The organism is Photobacterium makurazakiensis (genome assembly GCF_050336715.1).
GTDB lineage: Bacteria > Pseudomonadota > Gammaproteobacteria > Enterobacterales > Vibrionaceae > Photobacterium > Photobacterium makurazakiensis.
Genome location: NZ_JAKJSJ010000038.1, coordinates 1 through 19,910, shown reverse-complemented (window position 1 = coordinate 19,910; position 19,910 = coordinate 1). Strand labels below are relative to the sequence as shown.

Annotated in this window: 16 protein-coding genes; 10 read left to right on the top strand and 6 right to left on the bottom strand. The window is 44.3% G+C overall.

Annotation, left to right across the window (positions count from 1 at the left end; translation table 11 throughout):
* Position 1: 1 nt before the first annotated feature.
* From L4D09_RS17255 to L4D09_RS17240, 4 genes are all read right to left on the bottom strand, one after another.
* Complete coding sequence (locus L4D09_RS17255) at positions 2 to 3,052, bottom strand: efflux RND transporter permease subunit (protein ID WP_428458755.1); 3,051 nt, start codon at positions 3,050 to 3,052, stop codon at positions 2 to 4.
* Positions 3,053 to 3,063: 11 nt separating this feature from the next.
* Positions 3,064 to 3,828 carry an efflux RND transporter periplasmic adaptor subunit gene (locus tag L4D09_RS17250; RefSeq protein WP_428458754.1) on the bottom strand — a complete coding sequence of 255 codons (765 nt, stop codon included), beginning with the start codon at positions 3,826 to 3,828 and terminating at the stop codon, positions 3,064 to 3,066.
* 319 nt (positions 3,829 to 4,147) lie between these two features.
* Positions 4,148 to 5,626: an oligopeptide:H+ symporter gene (locus tag L4D09_RS17245; protein WP_428458753.1), complete on the bottom strand. Its 1,479-nt coding sequence runs from the start codon at positions 5,624 to 5,626 to the stop codon at positions 4,148 to 4,150.
* A 25-nt stretch (positions 5,627 to 5,651) separates the two neighbouring features.
* Positions 5,652 to 7,049 (bottom strand): aminopeptidase, encoded by a 1,398-nt coding sequence (locus L4D09_RS17240; RefSeq protein WP_428458752.1) that lies wholly within the window; start codon positions 7,047 to 7,049, stop codon positions 5,652 to 5,654.
* 933 nt (positions 7,050 to 7,982) lie between these two features.
* Between L4D09_RS17240 and trxB the strand changes: the two genes are divergently transcribed.
* The 10 genes from trxB (at position 7,983) to L4D09_RS17190 (ending at position 18,417) form a co-directional block, all read left to right on the top strand.
* On the top strand, positions 7,983 to 9,194 hold the full coding sequence (gene trxB, locus L4D09_RS17235) for a thioredoxin-disulfide reductase (RefSeq protein ID WP_428458751.1): 1,212 nt from the start codon (positions 7,983 to 7,985) through the stop codon (positions 9,192 to 9,194).
* A gap of 10 nt (positions 9,195 to 9,204) precedes the next feature.
* Positions 9,205 to 9,531 carry a thioredoxin TrxA gene (gene trxA / locus L4D09_RS17230; protein WP_428458750.1) on the top strand — a complete coding sequence of 109 codons (327 nt, stop codon included), beginning with the start codon at positions 9,205 to 9,207 and terminating at the stop codon, positions 9,529 to 9,531.
* A gap of 214 nt (positions 9,532 to 9,745) precedes the next feature.
* On the top strand, positions 9,746 to 10,213 hold the full coding sequence (gene grdA, locus L4D09_RS17225) for a glycine/sarcosine/betaine reductase complex selenoprotein A (RefSeq protein WP_428458749.1): 468 nt from the start codon (positions 9,746 to 9,748) through the stop codon (positions 10,211 to 10,213).
* Positions 10,214 to 10,227: 14 nt separating this feature from the next.
* A complete protein-coding gene (gene grdA, locus L4D09_RS17220) occupies positions 10,228 to 10,692 on the top strand; it encodes a glycine/sarcosine/betaine reductase complex selenoprotein A (RefSeq protein WP_428458748.1) in 465 nt (154 codons plus the stop codon).
* Between the two features lie 80 nt (positions 10,693 to 10,772).
* A complete protein-coding gene (gene grdC / locus L4D09_RS17215) occupies positions 10,773 to 12,314 on the top strand; it encodes a glycine/sarcosine/betaine reductase complex component C subunit beta (RefSeq protein WP_428458747.1) in 1,542 nt (513 codons plus the stop codon).
* A gap of 15 nt (positions 12,315 to 12,329) precedes the next feature.
* The gene (gene grdD / locus L4D09_RS17210; protein ID WP_428458746.1) at positions 12,330 to 13,493 is read left to right on the top strand and encodes a glycine/sarcosine/betaine reductase complex component C subunit alpha; all 1,164 of its coding nucleotides are present in this window, start codon (positions 12,330 to 12,332) and stop codon (positions 13,491 to 13,493) included.
* A gap of 115 nt (positions 13,494 to 13,608) precedes the next feature.
* Positions 13,609 to 14,655 (top strand): selenide, water dikinase SelD, encoded by a 1,047-nt coding sequence (gene selD, locus L4D09_RS17205; RefSeq protein ID WP_428458745.1) that lies wholly within the window; start codon positions 13,609 to 13,611, stop codon positions 14,653 to 14,655.
* A 50-nt stretch (positions 14,656 to 14,705) separates the two neighbouring features.
* Complete coding sequence (locus L4D09_RS17200) at positions 14,706 to 15,998, top strand: glycine/sarcosine/betaine reductase component B subunit (protein ID WP_428458744.1); 1,293 nt, start codon at positions 14,706 to 14,708, stop codon at positions 15,996 to 15,998.
* Positions 15,999 to 16,012: 14 nt separating this feature from the next.
* Complete coding sequence (gene grdB / locus L4D09_RS17195) at positions 16,013 to 17,311, top strand: glycine reductase complex selenoprotein B (RefSeq protein WP_428458743.1); 1,299 nt, start codon at positions 16,013 to 16,015, stop codon at positions 17,309 to 17,311.
* Positions 17,312 to 17,700: 389 nt separating this feature from the next.
* Positions 17,701 to 18,417 (top strand): hypothetical protein, encoded by a 717-nt coding sequence (locus tag L4D09_RS17190; protein WP_428458742.1) that lies wholly within the window; start codon positions 17,701 to 17,703, stop codon positions 18,415 to 18,417.
* 168 nt (positions 18,418 to 18,585) lie between these two features.
* On the opposite strand, the gene L4D09_RS17185 is transcribed toward L4D09_RS17190, so the two are convergent.
* Positions 18,586 to 18,882 carry a hypothetical protein gene (locus L4D09_RS17185; protein WP_428458741.1) on the bottom strand — a complete coding sequence of 99 codons (297 nt, stop codon included), beginning with the start codon at positions 18,880 to 18,882 and terminating at the stop codon, positions 18,586 to 18,588.
* Positions 18,883 to 19,231: 349 nt separating this feature from the next.
* Entirely contained in the window at positions 19,232 to 19,675 is a 444-nt protein-coding gene (locus tag L4D09_RS17180) for a GrdX family protein (RefSeq protein ID WP_428458740.1), read from the bottom strand.
* Positions 19,676 to 19,910: the final 235 nt, after the last annotated feature.

Genomic DNA, 19,910 nt, shown 5'->3' with positions numbered 1-19,910 from the left:
GTTACTGTGGGGTAGCAGCCTCAGGGTTCTCGTTTTTCTCCGATGTCGACATGGCATGTTCGCGAACAATGCACAAATATAAGCAAGGCACAATAAACAGCACAATAGGTACTGAGAACAGTAGGCCATAACTGAGTGTGAGTGCCATTGGCCCCATGAAGACATCGGTACCTCCAATGCCATAAGCCAGCGGTAGTAGCCCGACGACAGTGGTGACCGAGGTTAATAATATAGGGCGGAGGCGACTAATCGATGCGGTGATAACAGCATCGAAAATAGCCATGCCTTCTTCTCTTAGTTGATTTATCCGACTGATCAATACCAAGGCATTATTAACAACAACCCCGCACATCCCTAATACCCCGATTAGCGCGAACAAAGAGAGGGGTTGCATGTGCAGGAATAGGGCTGTTAGTGATGCGACCATGGCAAACGGGATCACTGCAATAACCAGTAACGGTTGAACCAAAGAGCCAAACATGATCGCCAGTACAAAGTAAATGCCCAGTATTGCTGATGGGAATGCAACCACAATTCCCCCTAACGTTTCATCTGTTGCTTCGGCTTCACCGCCAATATCGAGGGTAATACTTGGGTCGATTTTTCCTTCGAGTGCCGCGCCAAGCTCTTCCGTAATGTCATCGGGAGTTAATGCATCATCGATAATTTGTGCGGTGACAAGTACTTGGCGATCGCCATTAAAGTGCAATAGTAACCGTGGGGTCTCGACGTATTCTACATTCGCTAATCGGCTCAGCGGCACTTGGCTACCGTCAGCGGTATATATTTTTGTATTACGCAACTCATCCAAGTTTCGGTATTGTTCTAGCAAAATCACGCGTAAACCGACTTCTTCATCACCTATCCAAGTTGTTGAAATGCTTTCACCATCAAATGCAATGCGTAATGTGGAAGCTAAATCATTTACGGTAAGACCGTAGCGGGCTAACCATTCATATTGCGGAATGATTTGTAGCTGCTGATCTTGCAAGGCTTCATTATGGCTGACTTTATCCAAGGCTGGATGAGCCGTTAACCACTCCGATATCATAGCGACAGCTTTGTTTCGTGCTGTTTGGTTATGACCAATGACCCTGACTTCAACGGGCTCTCCTGGAGGAGGACCACCAGCATCTACCGTGAATTTAATGAAGGGAACACTGTCTAAATTGCTGAGCTTCGTCGATAAATCATCGGCGATTTGATCGGCACTACGTGCCCTATCTTCGAAGTTTGTTAGATTAATCAGCCCAATACTAACTGGTGTTGAATAGGTCATTTCATAGCTGAGCAACTCTTCTGCGGGAAAGGCTGTAATTTCCCGCTCGAGCTCTGCATGGGCTTCACGAACTTTGTTCATCGGTGTACCGGGTTTTACCTCGGTATGCACTTCTATATATTTCGCGGCTTGGGCAGGAAAAAAGTCAACTTTCAAGCTGACAAGTATTCCCCCTCCCAAAAGCAATAACACGCCAGATGCCAGCAACACTTTTTTCTTATTGTCCACTGCGGTTGTCAACAACAGGGAATAGCGTGCCGTGATAGCATCAAACGAAATAAGGCTTTTGCTCTCTTTTTTCTCTTTCGCTAACGATTCAGAGAGGTGAGCGGGCAGGGTGAAAGTACATTCAAATAATGAAAAAATCAGCGCTAAAATCACGGTCATTGGGATCACTGCCACTTGCATCCCGAATTCCCCCGGCACAAAAAACATAGGGATGAATACCAGCACTGTTGTTGTCAGGCTGGCAATGATGGGTTTGTAAACCTTCATCGTGCCATCAATTGCGGCTTGAAGTGGGCTGGCTCCGAGCTCTTTCTCTCGGTATATACTTTCAGCGATGATCACCGAGTCATCCACGATTATCCCTATCACCAATAGCAGGGCTGCAAAGGTGATACTGTCTAGGGTCATGCCAAGGGCTGGTAGCAACGCCAAAACCCCGAAGACACAAAATGGAATAGAAACGGCGACCCAGAAAGCAATCTGTCGCTTGAGGATCAGACTCAACACCACTAAAACGAGTATAAGACCAATGCCGCCATTGGTGGTAACGATAGAAAACTTGTCATCCATATCTTTGGCGAGGTTGATTGAGGTATGGAAGTCAAACTTACCGTTCATGCGTTGCTTTTCAGCGTCTAACAGCCCTAACACACTGTCGATAGCGACACGTACGTCTGCGTTAGCACTCTTGGTAATATTGAATAAAATGGCAGGCTGATTGTTGATCATCCCGTATTCTGTGGCTTTTTCGAAATCATCGCTGACGGTGGCAATATCTTTTAGCCGGATCATCCCTCCACCCGGTAAGACCTTTATGATTGACTGCTCGAGCTCTTCGACGGTGGTAACTTGGGTTAGGGTGACAATTCGGTGCTCTGATTGCCATGACTCAACAACACCACCTGAGACCGACAGGTTTCGACTATCAACTGCCTGAATCACGTCATTGAAGGTAAGTTGGTAGCGCCTGACTTTATTAGGGTCGACTTCAATCCAAAATTCACGTTCTCGGAACCCAGACATCGTAGCTGTACCTATCCCTGGTATGGCACGGATCTTCTTCTCTAAATTACGGGTATATTGTTGTAAGTCGGCATAATTGGCATCGGTGGTAACACCAAAACGTAATACCTCGAAAGATGATGTACTTTCTTGTAATACCAGCGGAGGATCTGAAATGTCTTTGGGTAATCCGCTAACCCTATCAACCGCTTGCTGAATTTTTCTGACGACATCGGCAATATCGGCGTTTTCATCCACTTCCAGCAAGATTAATGATGTCCCTTCACTTGACTCCGAGGTCATCTCGCGGATGTTTTGTACTCCCCTTAATTCCTTCTCGATTTTGTTGGTGATATTCAGTTCAATATCTTGTGGGGATGCTCCTGGATAGTGGGTAATGATCTCCACTTCAGGGAAGGCTATTTCCGGCAACTCTTGAAGTTTTATGATGCTCATTGAGGATAAACCTATAGCAAACACCATAATAGTGAGTACGCGGGCAAGAAAGCCGCGCTGAGCAAAATACGAAATGATAGATCGCATGCTGGCTTCCTTTATACGTCTGTGGTTGCGTGAAGCGACATTCCAGGTCGGAACATTTCTTGGTTGTTGGGAATTTCAATATCGACAGGGTAGGCCAGAGAGGCGTCGTCAAGCTCGACACCAATGCGTTTAATTCTGGCGTCAATTTTTAATGTTGGGTTAGCATCGCTCCAAACCTGAATCGGTTGTCCAACACTTAGATTTTGAATGTCATGTTCGCTGGCATGTAGGCGAATAATGATTAACTTAGTTGAAACTAAAGAATAGAGTGTGGTGCCTTTTTCAACCCAAGAGCCTTTTTCGACGGTTTTTTTGACGACGTAGCCGTCAATTTCGGCATTGATTTTTGTATTGTCTAAATCAATGAGAGATTTCTCGAGCTCAATTTGTGCCAGCTGCACTGTCGCTAATGCCGCTTGGTAGTCGGCTTCTGCAACATCAAGTTCATTCTGGGATAAGCTATTTTTCTGCTTGAGTTCTTGATAGCGATGATAAAGGCTTTTCTTTATTTTTAAATCGGCCTTTACTAACGCTAGATTCGCCCTTTGTTTACGCACATCTAATTCAAAATCTTCAGGCAATATGGTTATAAGGGTATCGCCTTTAGCGACAGTCGTACCGGGCTGTAATGGGTAATTTTCAATTACTCCACTTACTTGTGAAACAATTTCTAATGTTTGTTTAGCCTTGGCGTTACCAATTAAATCAACGGCATAAGCGTGATTGGAAAGCAGGAAAGATATTAAGGTAAGAGATAAGAAAGATAGCTTATTCATATTAGTTCCTTGAAATATGAGTATAAAACTATCTTATTCCTCTAGATGTGAAAAAATCGTCGACACATTCAAAATATCGCTTTGTTTTGTCGTAATGTGAATGCTATAAGTTATTGAGTTAGTACACTTTAATGAGAATGTTGTGGGGCGTTCTTCAATTGATTCGAAAACGTGGGAAGTTATTATTTACGATGGATATTTTGGATGAAATATWYATATTTTATTCAGTTTATAGCGATAATATAAATTAATTAGAAGCATGAAAGTGAATATATAAAGCGGGCATTCGCTGCCCGCTTTGTTAATGGAAATAAAGTGATTAAGCCGTTTGAGTCTCTTTACCTTCACCACCGTCTTCAACATCGGTCTCAATGAGCTTGTTGAGACGAGGAGCAAGATAAACACAAACAACACCGACAATCGCTGACGCAATGGCAAGCATGTAGAAGTAGCTACCGTAGGAAGCCAAGCTTTCTACAGGCGTCATTTCTACTTCGCCGCTGGATGACAAGCCAGCCACCCAAGCTCCAGCAACAGAGGCGATAGCGAGCGTCATGTTCCATGCGCCATAAATAAAGCCACGGATACGGCTTGGGAATAGCTTGGCAATCGCAGACAAGCCTAGCGCCGAGATTAATAGTTCACCAATAGCAAACAAGAAATGCGGTGCGGCAATCCAGAACGGATTCAGCATGCCGTTTTCGTCGCCAAAGTACTGCGAGAAACCAGCACAAGCAAACGCCGCAGAACATATCAGCATACCCAGCGCAAATTTACCCGGCATGGAGAGATCTTTGCCTTTTTCACCCAGTGTCGTATAAATATGGGCCAGTATGGGGCTAAGGAATATGATCCACATCGGGTTAAACGATTGATAAGAAACAGGGTTAATGGCAATACCAAAAATCTCAGCTTCAACGTTATTAATCGCGAAGAAGTTTAATGAGGTTGGCATCTGGTTATACAGAATAAAGAAGGCCAGTGCCTGCCCCATTAAGACGAGTCCGACGATCATACGTTTACGGCTAGTTGGCTGCTCTTTTTTCATCTCTTTGGTGATCAAGAACAAAATAGTCAGTGCAGCTAGCGCCAACACAAATTGTGCCAGTGGCAGATTGGTGAGCAAGTAGCTAGCGGTGGCAACGGCGATCAGTGCGCCTGATAGGAACAAAGAGTTCGTTTTGAACGGAATTGCTCGCTTGTCGGCTTCAGTTGCCTGCTTGATTTTCTTGTTCAGCAATAAGTAAGTGATCACATTCACAGCCATGCCGACACCCGACAAGATAAACGCCGATGTCCAGCCAATGCTGTACGCCATAATAGGTGCGCCAAGCTGAGCAACAAATGCACCGATATTGTTTACCATGTAAAACAAGGTATAGGCTGCATCGAGGCGAGGATCATCTTTCTCATAGGCAGAGGCAATAATGGTTGGAGGTGCGACACTACCAATACCACGACCGACAGCTACCGTACCTAAGCCGACAAACACAAAGTGTGGCTGAGCGGTGATAGCCGAGTAGGCAATAATGAAATAGCCCAGACCTTGGAAGGTAAAGCCCCAGACAAGGGTACGTTTAGCCCCCAATATTTTATCGGCTAACCAGCCACCGACAAATAGCATTGCCGCACCGAGGGCTGCGAAAGCGCCGAAGGTTGCAAATGAGGTTTTCTGATCGACCCCCAGCTCTTCCCCAAGGAACACAGGTAAAATCGCCCATAGGCTATAGAAAGACAGTGCCCACCAAAACTGACATGAACAGAGAATGTAAAAGGTTAACGGATGACGCTTTTTCATTTTGTGATTCTCCAGCTAGTCAGCGTTACAGTGCTTGGATATAGAAAGCTTTATAGGCGCGATAAAGCTCGTGAATATCGAATTTAGAAGACAGCTCGAAGGGAGAGTGCATAGATAGCAAAGCAGCACCTGCATCAATGGTGTTAATGCCATAATGAGCTAGGTATTTAGCCACAGTACCACCACCGCCTTCATCGACTTTGCCAAGCAAGCCAGTTTGCCATTTGATTTCTGTGTCATCGAAAATACGGCGCAGGGAAGCTACATATTCAGCATCTGCATCATTCGATGCGACTTTACCGCCATGGCCAGTATATTTGGTTAGTACAAGGCCGTAGCCGAGTTTAGAGGCATTTTGTTCGTCATGAACTGACTCGAATAACGGATTCAGTCCTGCATTCACGTCTGAAGATAAGGCGTACGATTGCCACAGACACCGACGTAGTAGTTGATCGTTATATTGCTCACCGGCTTGACGGATCAATAGCTCACCAGTGAAGTATTCTAAATAACGAGATTCAAGCCCAGTAGCACCGGATGAGCCAATTTCTTCTTTATCAACCAAGAAGCACACTGCTGTTTGCTCAGGCGTATCGATATCGAATATTGCTTCCAATGAGGTATAGGCACAAATGCGATCGTCTTGGCCGTAAGCACCAATTAGCCCCTGATCAAGGCCGACATCACGGGCTTTACCTGCTGGGACAAGCATTAGCTCGGCAGAAATGAAATCAGGTTCGCTGATTTCGTATTTTTCGAATAGCTTGATCAATACGTGTCGTTTGACGGTCTCTTTAATTTTTTCGTCATCAAAAGACATTGGTACAGAGCCGATAATGATTTGAAGTTCTTCGCCTTTTAATACTTCATCGGCTTTACGTTCACGCTGTACTTTGCGGTCAAGGTGCGGAAGCAGATCTGGAATGGTGAAAACCGGATCAGAGTCATCTTCGCCTATAGCAATATTTACTTTACGGCCTGATTTGGTTACCACAACACCGTGTAATGCTAGCGGACGAGAAGCCCATTGGTACTTTTTAATACCGCCATAATAATGAGTACGCATCATCGCGAGCTCATTTTTTTCGTGAAGAGGGTTGGGCTTTAAATCTAATCGTGGGGAATCTATGTGGGAAACAACGTAACGGATACCATCACTGATTGGACGTTGGCCAATAACAGCAAGCACGACATTCTTTTGGCGATTAATAAAATATACTTTGTCGCCGGTAGTTAATTGGTCAAACTCGGTGAATGGGCGAAATCCGTGCTGCTCTGCTTGAGCAATGGCAACCGCGACGCATTGTCTTTCTGTTTTTCCCAAATTTAAAAAGTGTTTGTAGTCTTCACAGAAGTGGTTAATTTCATCAGCTCTTTTTTTATTTATATCTAGCCAACCATTTGTGAATTTAAGCGTTTCCATTGCCTTACTCCGCATCTGTTAATGATTATTCGTTGCGGAGGTTATCATTCTGCTTGGTGGTTTGTTTGTGAGTATGATCTGCTTATTGATATAAAAAATGCAAAATAAAACACTTATTTAATGAGTATTTTGTAAATAAACGTTCTGGAAAATTAGTAATTGAGTGCTTGGGAAGAAAAATCAGTTTAAATGATTGTTTAGTGAGGTTTGTAATTAGCACTTACTGGAAATGAAGGGGAGCGGAATACACCTTTGAATAAAGAAAGTGAACAAGATTGATAGAAATTGAATATTACAAAGTATAAAAAACAAGAGTAATTACAAGTCGTGATACATGTCTTTACTCAGAAAAAGAATACAATACTTATCTTTACCTTTTGCATTAGTTTTTCTTATGGTTTTGTGCGGGTCTCTATTGTAGTTAAAAATAAAAACAACAAGTAAAGCTAAGATCCCTCAATATTTCCAGACTGCTTAAAGATGTCGCTTTGTGGTGACTATATGCGTAAATATTTCCAATAGTAGCATGTCTATTGTCTTTTTATATTCCATTTAGTTATGTTTGGGTATTCTTATATGGCTTTTTGTGTGGTCTATTTATGATTCAAGTATCATAATTTCATTCAGCGCAGAATTTTGTGCTGGAATAGGGCTTTGCTCACAAAAAAATAAACATTACTAATTATAATCACCTACAAGTCGAGTGGATAAGAAGATTTACCTAGCTAGGAATAAAATACAGATTTAAATAACTGGCTGGGTTTTTGATTGCAGCTCATTATATGTAGGTTTATTGTTTTTATGGTTGTTGATGTCGCCTGTTACTAATTACCTAACCAATGAAGTTGTCGAAAAACTGATTTGTTTTTGATGTGCCCTTTTATTTATTGGAATGATGGGCATGTGGTCGTGAAATAGCAATCGGTGAATTATATGTCAGAGCTATACGATGTCATCATTATTGGTGGCGGTGCTGGTGGTATGTCAGCTGGAGTTTATGCCGCACGCGGTAAAATGAAAACTCTAATTTTAGAAGATAAGCGTAATACAGGCGGCCAAGCCGCAACAACCAGTGAAATGGAAAACTATCCAGGGATTGTTGAAGCAACAGGCCCACAATTAATGGATATGTTCCGTGAGCACTGTACTAAGTTTGGTGTTGAGTTTGCGCGTGGATTAGTTTCAGAAATAACCATTGCTGATGACGGCTTTATTAAAACACTTAAAACCAATAAAGGCGAAGAATACCAAGCGAAGAGCATTATTGTCGCAACGGGCGCTACGCCTCGTATTCTTGGTATCACTGGTGAGTCTGAATTCCGTGGTAAGGGCGTTTCGTATTGTGCAACTTGCGATGCTGACTTTTATGAAGAGCTAGATGTTGTGGTTGTTGGCTCGGGTAATACAGCCGTTGAAGAGTCGGTGTTCCTGACTAAGTTTGTAAACAAAGTCACCATGGTTGTTCTGCATGATCAGGGCATTCTGGATGCGGATCGCACCGCACAGGAACAAGCATTTGCCAACGATAAGATTGAATTCGTTTGGAATTCGGTAGTTGAAGAAATCTGCGGTGATGAATTAGTCAACGGCGTTAAGCTCAAGAACCTGAAAACAGGCGAGATAACCGAGCTAGCAACAGATGGGGTCTTCATGTTTGTCGGTACAGTACCAAAGACCGACTTCATTAAAGAGCAAGTGGCGTTAACCCCGCAAGGTTATGTGCTTACCAACGAAAAACAAGAAACAAACGTACCGGGTATTTTTGCGGTTGGTGATGTTACTGACAAATTCCTTCGTCAGGTGGTTACCGCAGCAGGTGATGGTGCTGTAGCAGCCGTGGCTGCTGACCGCTATATCGAAGAAGAAGAAAACTGGCGTAAATCAGTATCTGAATTCGGTGGTACAGCAATGGTGGCTTTCTGGAACCCGCTAAGCAAAGAAAGTTTAGAGGTGATTAACCAGCTTGAGTTGAACTGCAAAGATAACCCCGATCAGCGTGTTGTGACTATTGATACTTACAAGAGCCAGAATATTGCGAGTCGATTCTCGGTATCTGAAGTGCCTGTTGTGATCCGATTTGACGCTGGGCAGGAAGCCAAGCGAGTAGATGTTAAGGATATTACCGAGTTAGAAACTCTGTATTAAGGGAAACGCAATGATCGAACTAACCAAAGAAAACTTTGATGCTGAAGTAAAAGTTGATGGCATCGTATTGGTGGATTTCTGGAGCGAAAACTGTGGCCGCTGCATTGAACTAATGCCAGAAGTCATGGAGCTTGCTGAGAAATACGGCAATGAAATCAAGTTCTGCAAGCTGAATATTCAGGGTAACCGTCGCTTGGCGATGGCGCAGAAAGTGATGGGCTTACCTTCTTTTGTTTTCTACAAAAATGGCGAGAAAGTCGAACATCTTTCTGGTGAAGAGCTAGAAATGGAAGACGTTGCAAGCACAGTAGAAAGCTTTATTGCTGAAACCGCGTAAGCGTGTTTGGGCTGGCATTAAATAAGATGCCAAATTGAATTTGTTTTTAATAGGCAACAGCCTGTTGGCACAAATATAAGCTTTTTCTAGCAATTACTTTTTTGAAGTAATGACTAAAGAAAGTGCTTTATAAAAATCCATGTGACTCGGTAAGAAGGCAAAGCTAACGAACTGACGAGCATGATCTTAGTAATCTGTACCCTTGGAGTGAACAATGCTCAAAGATAAGAAAGTTATTATCTTGGGAGACAGAGACGGTGTACCAGGACAAGCAATTGAAGCTTGTATCAAATCTGCTGGTGCGCATGTTCTTTTCTCTACAACTGAGTGTTTCGTCTGAACCAGCGCAGGTGCTATGGATCTGGAAAATCAAAAGAGGATCAAAGGTTTTGCTGACGAGTTCGGCCCAGAGAATCTGGTTATCGTACTTGGTGGCGCAGAAGCAGAAGCTTCTGGCCTAGCATGTGAAACCGTAACAAACGGCGATCCTACTTTTGCCGGACCATTAGCCGGAGTCCAGTTGGGACTCTCTTGTTATCATGTGGTTGAGCCGGAAATTAAAGACAATGTGGATGCTGACGTCTATGACGAACAGATAAGCATGATGGAAATGGTACTTGATGTCGATGCCATCGTGGCAGAGGTTAAAGAGTATCGTGAGCAATTTGGAATGTATGTTTAATCGGGAGAAAGATTGTGTTCGCTAATAAAACAGTGATCATTCTTGGAGACCGCGACGGCGTACCTGGGCAGGCAATCGAAGCTTGCATGAAAACCACAGGTGCTCACGTTGCTTTCTCTACTACAGAATGTTTCGTCTGAACAAGCGCTGGCGCAATGGATCTTGAGAACCAAAAGCGGATTAAAACACTTGCAGAGGAAAAAGGCGCAGAGAATCTAGTTGTGATTCTTGGCGGCGCAGAAGCAGAAGCTTCTGGCCTAGCATGTGAAACCGTCACCATGGGTGATCCGACTTTTGCAGGACCATTGGCGGGAGTCCAGTTAGGACTTTCTTGTTATCACGTGGTTGAAGACGAAGTTAAAGAAGCTGTCGATCCAGCTGTTTATGAAGAACAGGTTGGAATGATGGAAATGGTACTTGATGTCGATGCTATCAAAGCGGAAATGCAACAATACCGCAGCGAAACTGCATTAGCATAAGTATATCTCAATGCTGGTTCGGATCTGTTTATAAACAGGCAGGTTCGAACCTACTATCCGGCTCGGATGCAGGAGTAACAATGGGATACGCAGTAATTAAAGGCGTGAGTTATGTACTCGCCCATACCCCAGATGTGTTGATTCAACACGGTTCAGTGCAAGTTCAGTCGCGGGCGAAAGACCCGTCAGACAGCTACTTGCAGCAGTTAAAAGACCACCTTCGTCCGTTTGAAGATGTGGTGTCATACCCTGCTAACCAGTGCTATATCGGTAACTTAACCCCACAACAATTGGCCGATATTCCCCAGCCCTGGTATGAGAATAAAGAACATAGCTCTCACCAAGGTAAGTTTGGTGAAATCTATAGCCAACCTCAGTTTTATGCCCTGTTGAACCATGTCGATGTGTTCAATTTGGTTCATCTGACTCAAGAATTTATAGACACTTATCAATCAACGGTAAGTCACCATGCGCTTTATGGCGATGATGTTGACTTGTTGGCAGGCCACCTGATCATCACTAAAGATGAGATCTTGGCACTGGTTGAACACCATCAGGCGGAAGTGCTGATGATGAACGGTGAGCTGGTTGGTTGTGTGAAAGCCGCCCATGATGAAGATGAAAACTTATCGGCTCATATCATGCTTGAAAACCTATGTGCGAAAGCATCAGGTGTGATGGCAGCAATACACCTGAAGCAACAGGGTATTGAACTTGATAAAGTCGATTATCTTATTGAATGCTCTGAAGAAGCGTGTGGTGATATTAACCAGCGTGGTGGCGGTAACTTTGCCAAAGCGATTGGTGAAGCTGTTGGCTGTAATAGTGCGACAGGCTCTGACGTCCGTGGTTTCTGTGCCGCACCAGCCCATGCGATGACTTTGGCTGCAGCATTGGTGAAGTCTGGTGTGTTTAAGAATGTAATGGTTGTCGCTGGCGGCGCAGTTGCGAAACTGGGTATGAATGGCCGCGATCATGTTAAAAACAACATGCCAGTACTGGAAGATTGTTTAGCTGGTTTTGCCTGCATGGTGACAGAAAACGACGGTGTTAGCCCTGAAATCAATACTGACATCATTGGCCGTCACCAAATTGGTACAGGCTCATCACCGCAGGCAGTAATGACGGCATTGATTGCCGCGCCGTTAAAAGCCGCTGGCATGAAGATGACCGATATCGACAAATATTCGGTGGAAATGCAAAACCCTGAGATCACCAAGCCAGCTGGCGCAGGTAATGTTCCTGAATCCAACTACAAGATGATTGCTGCACTGGCTGTAAAAGAAGGCCAAATGGAGCGCACCCAATTACCCGCTTTTGTTGAAAAGCATGGTATGACCGGGTTTGCCCCCACACAGGGTCATATTCCATCAGGTGTTCCATTCCTTGGCTTTGGCCGAGAAATGATAGCCAGTGGTGAAATTAACAATTTCATGATGGTCGGTAAAGGCAGCTTGTTCCTAGGTCGTATGACCAACCTGTTCGATGGTTTGAGCTTTGTGGTTCAGAAGAACAGCGGTAAGCAGGAAGAAGTGTTCGACGAGCATCAAGTTAAACAGGTTGTGGCGCAAGCTATGCGCGACGTGGCTGAGAATTTACTGACCCCTAAACAGGGCGAGTAGTAATCGGAGGTTGCGATGGCGAATATCAATCAACAACTGTCCGATACGTTTTCTGCCATGGCTGACGGTCTGCTAAGCGGGCAGTTTGGTAAAAAAATCCGTATTGGTTTGACTTTGCTTGGTAGTGAGCACGGTACTCAAGAGCTTCTTCGTGGCGCACAACTAGTCGCACGTCAGCACAGCGATATCGAGCCAGTACTGATTGGCTGTGATGATCCTGAGTGCGGGTTTGAATGTCACGCTGCTGCAGATTTGAATGAATGCCACCAAGTAATGGAAGCGTTGTTTGAATCTAAGAAAATTGACGGCTGTGTTACGTTGCACTACGCCTTTCCTCTAGGTGTGAGCACCATGGGCAAGGTAGTTACACCGGGCAATGGCAGTGAGATGATCATTGCATCAACCACTGGTACGACAGACATCAACCGTCAGGCCGCATTGCTAAAGAATACCCTTTACGGGATAGCACTTGCAAAAGCCTCTGGTATTAAAAAGCCAACGGTTGGCGTACTTAATATTGATGGTGCTGCGCTGTGTGAACGCGGTCTACGTGAGCTCCAACAAGCCGGTTACGACATTCACTTTGCGGAGTCTGGTCGTGCTGATGGCGGTATTGCCATGCGCGGTAACGATTTACTGCAAGGCACACCAGATATCATGGTGACTGATAGCCTAACTGGTAACTTGTTGATGAAAATGTTCTCTTCTTTCACCACGGGTGGCAGCTACGAAGCATCTGGTTTTGGCTACGGTCCTGGCTTAGGTGAAGGTGCTGCTGGCAAGCTGGTGAATATCATCTCTAGAGCGTCGGGTGCACCGGTGGTGGCAGGAGCCATCAGATTGTGTGCAGATGCTGCGAAAGGAGAGGTGATGAAGCGAGTTGACGAAGAATGGGAAGCAGCAACACTATCAGGCTTGAACAGCATACTGGCGAAATATTGCCAGCCAAAAGAGGCGGTTGAAGCGAAGGAAGAAATTGCAGCTCCACCAGAAAAAGTCACAGATTCTGAGATCGGCGGCATTGATATCCTTGAGATAGAAGACGCTTGCCAGGCGCTATGGAAAGCGAACATTTTTGCGCGCACCGGCATGGGTTGTACAGGCCCGATTGTTCTGGTCGCAAGAGATGATTTAGATAAGGCAAAAGCGGTATTGGTTGAGACCAAATATATCGGCTAATGCCAAGCATTTTAAAGTGCTAGATAATTTTGCAACACTTAAACCGAAATATTCATTGAGCACAAAATCGATGTTTGAGAGTCGTGCTCTTACCGTCCCTTATAAGGAATTAGCGATGACAGATACAGTAGTACGTCTGACGCAGATGACCAAAAAAGCTGGGTGAGCTGCGAAAATAGGCCCTAAGGCCATGGCGCAGGTTCTGCAGTCCATTTCACCCCTTTTTCCCGAACAAGAGTATCCCGATCTGATGGTGGGGTTGACGGTAAGTGACGATGCTGCCGTTTACAAAATCACCGATGATGTAGCTGTAATTCAGACATTGGATTTCTTTACTCCTATTGTCGATGACCCATATGACTTTGGCGCTATTGCTGCTGCCAACGCATTAAGCGATGTGTATGCCATGGGTGGTCAGGTTACGTTGGCGATGAACATCTTTTGTGTTCCTCGAGATCTTCCACAAGACATTGTTGGCCAAATCCTTAAAGGTGGCGCGGAGAAAGTCCGTGAAGCTGGCGCGGTGCTGGTGGGCGGTCATACCGTGGAAGACGATGAGCCAAAATTCGGTTTATCAGTGATGGGTACAATTCATCCTTCAAAAGTGCAAACCAAGGCCGCAGTTGAAAGTGGCGATGTCTTGGTGTTAACCAAACCGATTGGTACCGGGTTGATTTCAACCGCTGCAAAACGGGGTAAGGCGAGTCAAGAGGCGATACAAACCTCAACTGACAGCATGAAGAAGCTTAACCGTAAAGCAGCCGAGATATTTGTCCGTTACCCAGTGAAAGCATGTACCGATGTAACAGGTTATTCACTGCTAGGCCATGCATTAGAAATGGCAGAGAAGAGTGACGTTTGTATGCACTTTAATGCCAATCAGGTGCCGTTCTTACCGGAAGCTGAAGACTACGCTGCACAGGGTTTATTCCCAGGTGGTGCCAAGCGTAACCTCGATGCATACCGTGACGATTTGGCGTTTGATCCCGAGTTAGATGAAAGTTGGCAGCAAAAACTCTGTTGTCCGGAAACCTCCGGAGGGTTGCTCGCTGCTGTCCCGCAAGATTGTCTGGACGCTTTATTAACTGAATTTAGTAATAGCAAAGAACCCTGTTGGGTCGTTGGATTCGCTGAAGCTGGCCAAGGCATTAAGGTGTCTTGAGCCTAGCTCAACGGAAAAGAAACCCAATTGACGCTTGTTTGGAGAAATAAATGAAACTCGAACTAGGCAATATTCACGTTCGTGATCTGGCGTTCGGGCCAGTAAGCGAAGTTAAAGAAAACACTGTGATTATCGATCAGCAAGCCCTAACCGGCTTCTTGTCAGAACTTGATCACCGTATCACCTCAATTGAACTCTCAATTGCAAAACCTGGCGATAGTATCCGTATTATGCCTGTTAAAGATGCAATTGAGCCTCGTGTGAAAGTCAACGGTGGCGGGAGCATTTTCCCTGGTCGTCACCTTGGTGAAGAAGAGATGGTGGGTGAAGGCCGTACTCATGTCTTAAAAGGCATGGCGGTTATCACTACAGGTGAGGTTGTTGGCTTCCAGGAAGGTATCCTGGATATGAGCGGCCCTGGTGCGGATTACACCCCATTCTCTTCAACCATGAACCTCGTGATTCAGTGTGAAGTGGATGAGTCGTGTAACCAGTATGATCACGAAGGTGTGCTTCGTGTCGTTGGGCTTGAAGCTGGGCGTTGGATTGGTCAGTTGGCGGCTGATATTGAGCCAGACGAGATTCAGACTTACGAAACAAAACCGCTGCTAGAGCAGGCGGCTGAGTATCCTAACCTGCCAAAAGTTGGTTATGTTTACATGCTACAAAGCCAAGGCCTACTACACGATAGCTACTATTACGGTGTTGATGTAAAAGGTATTCTTCCTACACTGATGTACCCAACAGAAGTGATGGACGGTGCAATCATCAGCGGTAACTGTGTGTCGGCGTGTGATAAGAACACCAGCTTTGTTCACCAGAACAGTCCGGTTATATACGATCTTTACCGTCACCATGGTTCGAAGTACAACTTCATGGGCGTTATCGTGACCAACGAAAACGTTACGTTGCGTGACAAAGAACGTTCTTCAAACTTTGTAGTGAAGCTTGCGAAGCAAATGGGCTGGGATGCGGCGATTGTAAGTGAAGAAGGCTTTGGTAACCCAGATGCCGACTTGATGATGAACTGTGCAAAATTGGAAGCAGCAGGCATTCAAACGGTATTGCTAACCGATGAGTATGCTGGCCAGAATGGTGAAAGCCAGTCTTTAGCGGATTCTCATAAGAGCGCTGATGCGGTTGTCACTAACGGTAATGCTAACCAACTTGTGACATTACCAGCGATGGATAAAGTGATCGGTCATGACCGTTACGCTGATATGGTTGCCGGTGGTTTCCAAGGCAGCTTGCATGAAGATGGCTCTATCACGGTTGAACTACAAGCTATTCTTAGCGCAACCAGTGAACTTGGTTTCCATCACCTCACCACGAAAGCAAGCTAAGCGAGGATACTCACATGACATTGAAAGTAGTTTATTACTTGAACCAATTTTTCGCCCAAAAAGGTGGCGAAGAGATGGCCCACATTCCGATGGAAGTGGTAGAAGGTACAGTTGGCGTTGGCACGCAAGTGAATACGATGCTACAGGATAAGGCTGAGATCACGCATACTATTATTTGTGGTGACTCGTACTTCAACGAGAACGAAAGCTTATGTTGCCATGGCCTTCAGGAAATTTTAGCGCAGCTAAAACCTGATTTAGTGGTTGCAGGCCCAGCCTTCAACGCCGGCCGTTATGGCATGGCTTGTGGTACGGTGGCGAAAGTGGCGCATGAGATGGGTATCACGACTATCTCGGGTATGTACCCTGAAAACCCAGGCTACGAGTTATTCCGCCAATATGCTTACATGGTTGAAACGGGTAATAGCGCAGCAAGTATGCGCAAAGCCATTCCAGCGATGGTGAATATGGTGAACCGCTTCATTGATACCGAAGGGGAAATGGGCTCACCAGAAGAAGCGGGCTATATGCCACGTGGTATCCGCGTTAACTTCTTCGCAGAAAAGCGTGGTTCAGAGCGCGCAGTTGACTTGTTGATTGCCAAATTGGCAGGCCCTGAGTTCATCACTGAATACCCAATGCCTTCGTTTGACCGTGTTGAACCTCAACCACCGATTGAAATGCTAAGCACGGCGAAGATTGCATTGGTTACTTCTGGTGGTGTGGTGCCAAAGGGTAACCCTGACCATATTGAATCATCAAGCGCGTCAAAGTACGGTGAGTACAGCATTCAAGGTTTAGAAACGTTGACTGAAGAGACTCATGAAACAGCCCACGGTGGTTATGATCCTGTAGCCTGTAACCAAAACCCGAACCGAGTTCTTCCAGTTGATGTACTGCGTGACATGGAACGAGAAGGTGTTATTGGAAGCTTGCATGACATGTTCTACACCACGGTTGGTAACGGTACTTCGGTAGCGAACTCCAAAGCGTATGGTGCAGAAATTGCGATGAAACTACAGAAGGCAGGGGTGACAGCAGCTATATTCACCTCCACTTGAGGCACTTGTACTCGTTGCGGCGCAACGATGCTAAAAGAAATCGAAAAAGTAATGCCTGTAGTCCACGTTTTAACTGTCGTGCCTATCTCTAAAACCGTTGGTGCAAACCGTATCGTCCCTGCAATTGCGATCCCTCATCCACTGGGTGATCCTAAGATGCAGCCGAAAGAAGAGAAGTACGCTCGTCGTCAGCTTGTAGAAAAAGCGCTAGCAGCACTTCAAACCAAGATTGATGAGCAAACGGTATTCTAAGTCGAGCCTTATGTAGTTTAACCATTACATAAGTTCAAGCCAGCCGGAAACGGCTGGCTTTTTTAATTGCATAAAATTATATCAATATCCCTATCACTAACTAGTGCCATGAGCTCTTTCCTCTATTGGAGGACAGTGAAAAAGAATAAGATTTTTATAAACATGTGCTTTTTTTGACGGCTGTTATTTTTGCGGGGAATGTATTTTGATTCTCGAATGTATATAGATTATGAGAGCTCGTCATTGTGGCGAGGTAACGTAAAGTTACTTCACGTTACGCTTGGGTAATAACTTGTTAGTGTGTGTAATTGTGCGACTTGTGAAAAGGTGTGACTCAACCTATCTTGATAAGGTGCTCAATAGTTATTAATCAAGATGAAGCCATAAATATGAAAAAGTTACTGCTATCCGTTTTATTATCAACAGTTGTTGCCGCTCCAGCATTCGCATTAACAGATGCTGAATTACAAGATGCTATGACCAAGAAGTTAGAAGTTCAGTTAGAAGATAAAGCCGTTGCTGCTTATGCCGCTGAATTCTTGATGGATAATATTTTGACTTGGAAGGGCGAAGAGCTTCCATTGAATGAAGCAGACAGTATTTTAGCTTATGCATTTGGTAACCGTGTTCTAGAAAATGGTAATCAAATCCCAGGACCAATGAACGAAGCGCTAGCAGATACAGTCGTTGAAATTTACGAACAAACGGGTAAGCCTGTGTACGCGCAATGGGAAATTGCGCAATCTATCGGTGACCGTATTCCAGCAGAGCATCTGACTTCAATTAACCCTCATATTGCTGCAGATGGCTCATTGACTTACCTAAGTACTAACGGTGTTGCCATTGAGGCGGTAAAAATGTCAGGTGGTGATTTAGGTAAAACAGTTGTAGTTGGTTTCTACGAGCACAGCCTGCGTACTATCACGACATCTCAGCGTATGGGTATTGACGCTTATGCTCCTGCAGGTATTGAGCTACCGCACCAGTACGACGAACAGTCAGGCCAAGCTTGGACTCGTGATGCGAAGACATTTGTTATGCACGAAATCAGTAACCGAGCTGCAAATGAGCGAACGTTGAAAATTGAAGAGGCACTCGCTAAGTAGTTTGCAGTGGTTTAAATAATCGCCGAAGTCAATGTGTTTTCTTCTTATAAAACCATAACTTACGTTTCGATTGTCATGATGCTAAGAGCAGCCGACTAGGCTGCTTTTTTATAGTTGAGTGTGCCCCGCAGTTTGCAAATCATACTCCTGATATTAATTCATGTACCACTACTTTTTCTTGTACTTCGCTCTTCGTAGCAAGATTTTTTCTAGATCTTGAATGGCTGTTGAAAGCTTAATACCGCTGGTGATTAATCCATACTCATGGAACAGTATTGAAGGGATACGCTTCAAATTATACTTGTAACAATCAGCAGCAGTTGTGATGACGACCTCTACACTGGCGATATCAATATCATGCATCMAATTCAGCTGATGTTCTGAACAAACAACTGTCACTCGGCCTACCTGCTCTGCCTTGCAAGTATCATTATGCATTGAATGTTGAGGCTGAATATTAGACATGCCATCCCTTAAAAATCGTGTACTTGGGTATAATTATTCTACTGTCTTTTTAATAAGTTAAAGTTAGAGTTCTGTCATTTGATGTTAAGAGCATTAATTAATTTCAAAGCGCTTCACTGCTCTTTAGTGAGCGTCTTTTGAACGATCTCTTACCATCTTCAGCTGGCGACTATCCAAGTAGCATCTCGAAAAGGTATACAGGTGTCGAAAAATATTGATTTTCTGTATTAAGGTAGGCATTGCTATGTTGCATAAGTAGATGATTTACTAAATTAGCAGGAGTTGGGAACTGTAGGTGCAGTAAGAGGTTGTTTGCTTAAGGGTGACAACCTCTTATTAGAGTAATAAATTAAACGACAGCTGCTTGATATTCCGCAAATCGAATTCCCAGCGCACTAAGACTTGATTTGATGAGTTGTAGGTCAATAAATTGAAAATCGCTATTTTGCTTATCTGGAAACTGACGGTGTATTTTTGATGCTGTCAGCGTTAGGTGTTCTGGATTAGGTGCACAGAGGATTTGGTAACGTTCGATCGCCTGCTCGATGGTATTTAGCGACTCCAGATCTAACCCTTGTTGTTGATTGAAAATCACAATGCTGCGATAAGGAGTCTCGTGGGGCTTTACACTGCCCGCAAGAGGATGAGACACAAGCTTTGCCCCAAGGTGCACTTTATCACGAGTAAAATTTAGCACATCATCGATATGATCGCGGTGAGTGATTTTTATGTGCGTTGATAAATTCGCTAAACTTAAGTTATTGCTAATTATCTCTAATTTGTCGTATCTCACAGTTGTGCCTGTCTATCCTTGTATAAAACATAATTATATTTTTATTACGAGATGATAAATGCGCTTTGGCTCTTGTTTTATTAATTAATAATTCATTACTTATGTGTAAGTTATTAAATCTTATATTCCATTTTATATAAATTAAATTAAATGTGAAATAAATGTGCCATAAGTGTTTTTAAATATGGTTTTTTATCTAGCTATTAGCCTTTATGATGCTTTATTAATGTTATAT

Bases quoted from the DNA above. Each gene is read 5' to 3' on its own strand.
- L4D09_RS17255 (WP_428458755.1), bottom strand. From the start codon at position 3,052: ATGCGATCTATCATTTCGTATTTTGCTCAGCGCGGCTTTCTTGCCCGC.
- L4D09_RS17250 (WP_428458754.1), bottom strand. From the start codon at position 3,828: ATGAATAAGCTATCTTTCTTATCTCTTACCTTAATATCTTTCCTGCTT.
- L4D09_RS17245 (WP_428458753.1), bottom strand. From the start codon at position 5,626: ATGAAAAAGCGTCATCCGTTAACCTTTTACATTCTCTGTTCATGTCAG.
- L4D09_RS17240 (WP_428458752.1), bottom strand. From the start codon at position 7,049: ATGGAAACGCTTAAATTCACAAATGGTTGGCTAGATATAAATAAAAAA.
- trxB (WP_428458751.1), top strand. From the start codon at position 7,983: ATGTCAGAGCTATACGATGTCATCATTATTGGTGGCGGTGCTGGTGGT.
- trxA (WP_428458750.1), top strand. From the start codon at position 9,205: ATGATCGAACTAACCAAAGAAAACTTTGATGCTGAAGTAAAAGTTGAT.
- grdC (WP_428458747.1), top strand. From the start codon at position 10,773: ATGGGATACGCAGTAATTAAAGGCGTGAGTTATGTACTCGCCCATACC.
- grdD (WP_428458746.1), top strand. From the start codon at position 12,330: ATGGCGAATATCAATCAACAACTGTCCGATACGTTTTCTGCCATGGCT.
- L4D09_RS17200 (WP_428458744.1), top strand. From the start codon at position 14,706: ATGAAACTCGAACTAGGCAATATTCACGTTCGTGATCTGGCGTTCGGG.
- L4D09_RS17190 (WP_428458742.1), top strand. From the start codon at position 17,701: ATGAAAAAGTTACTGCTATCCGTTTTATTATCAACAGTTGTTGCCGCT.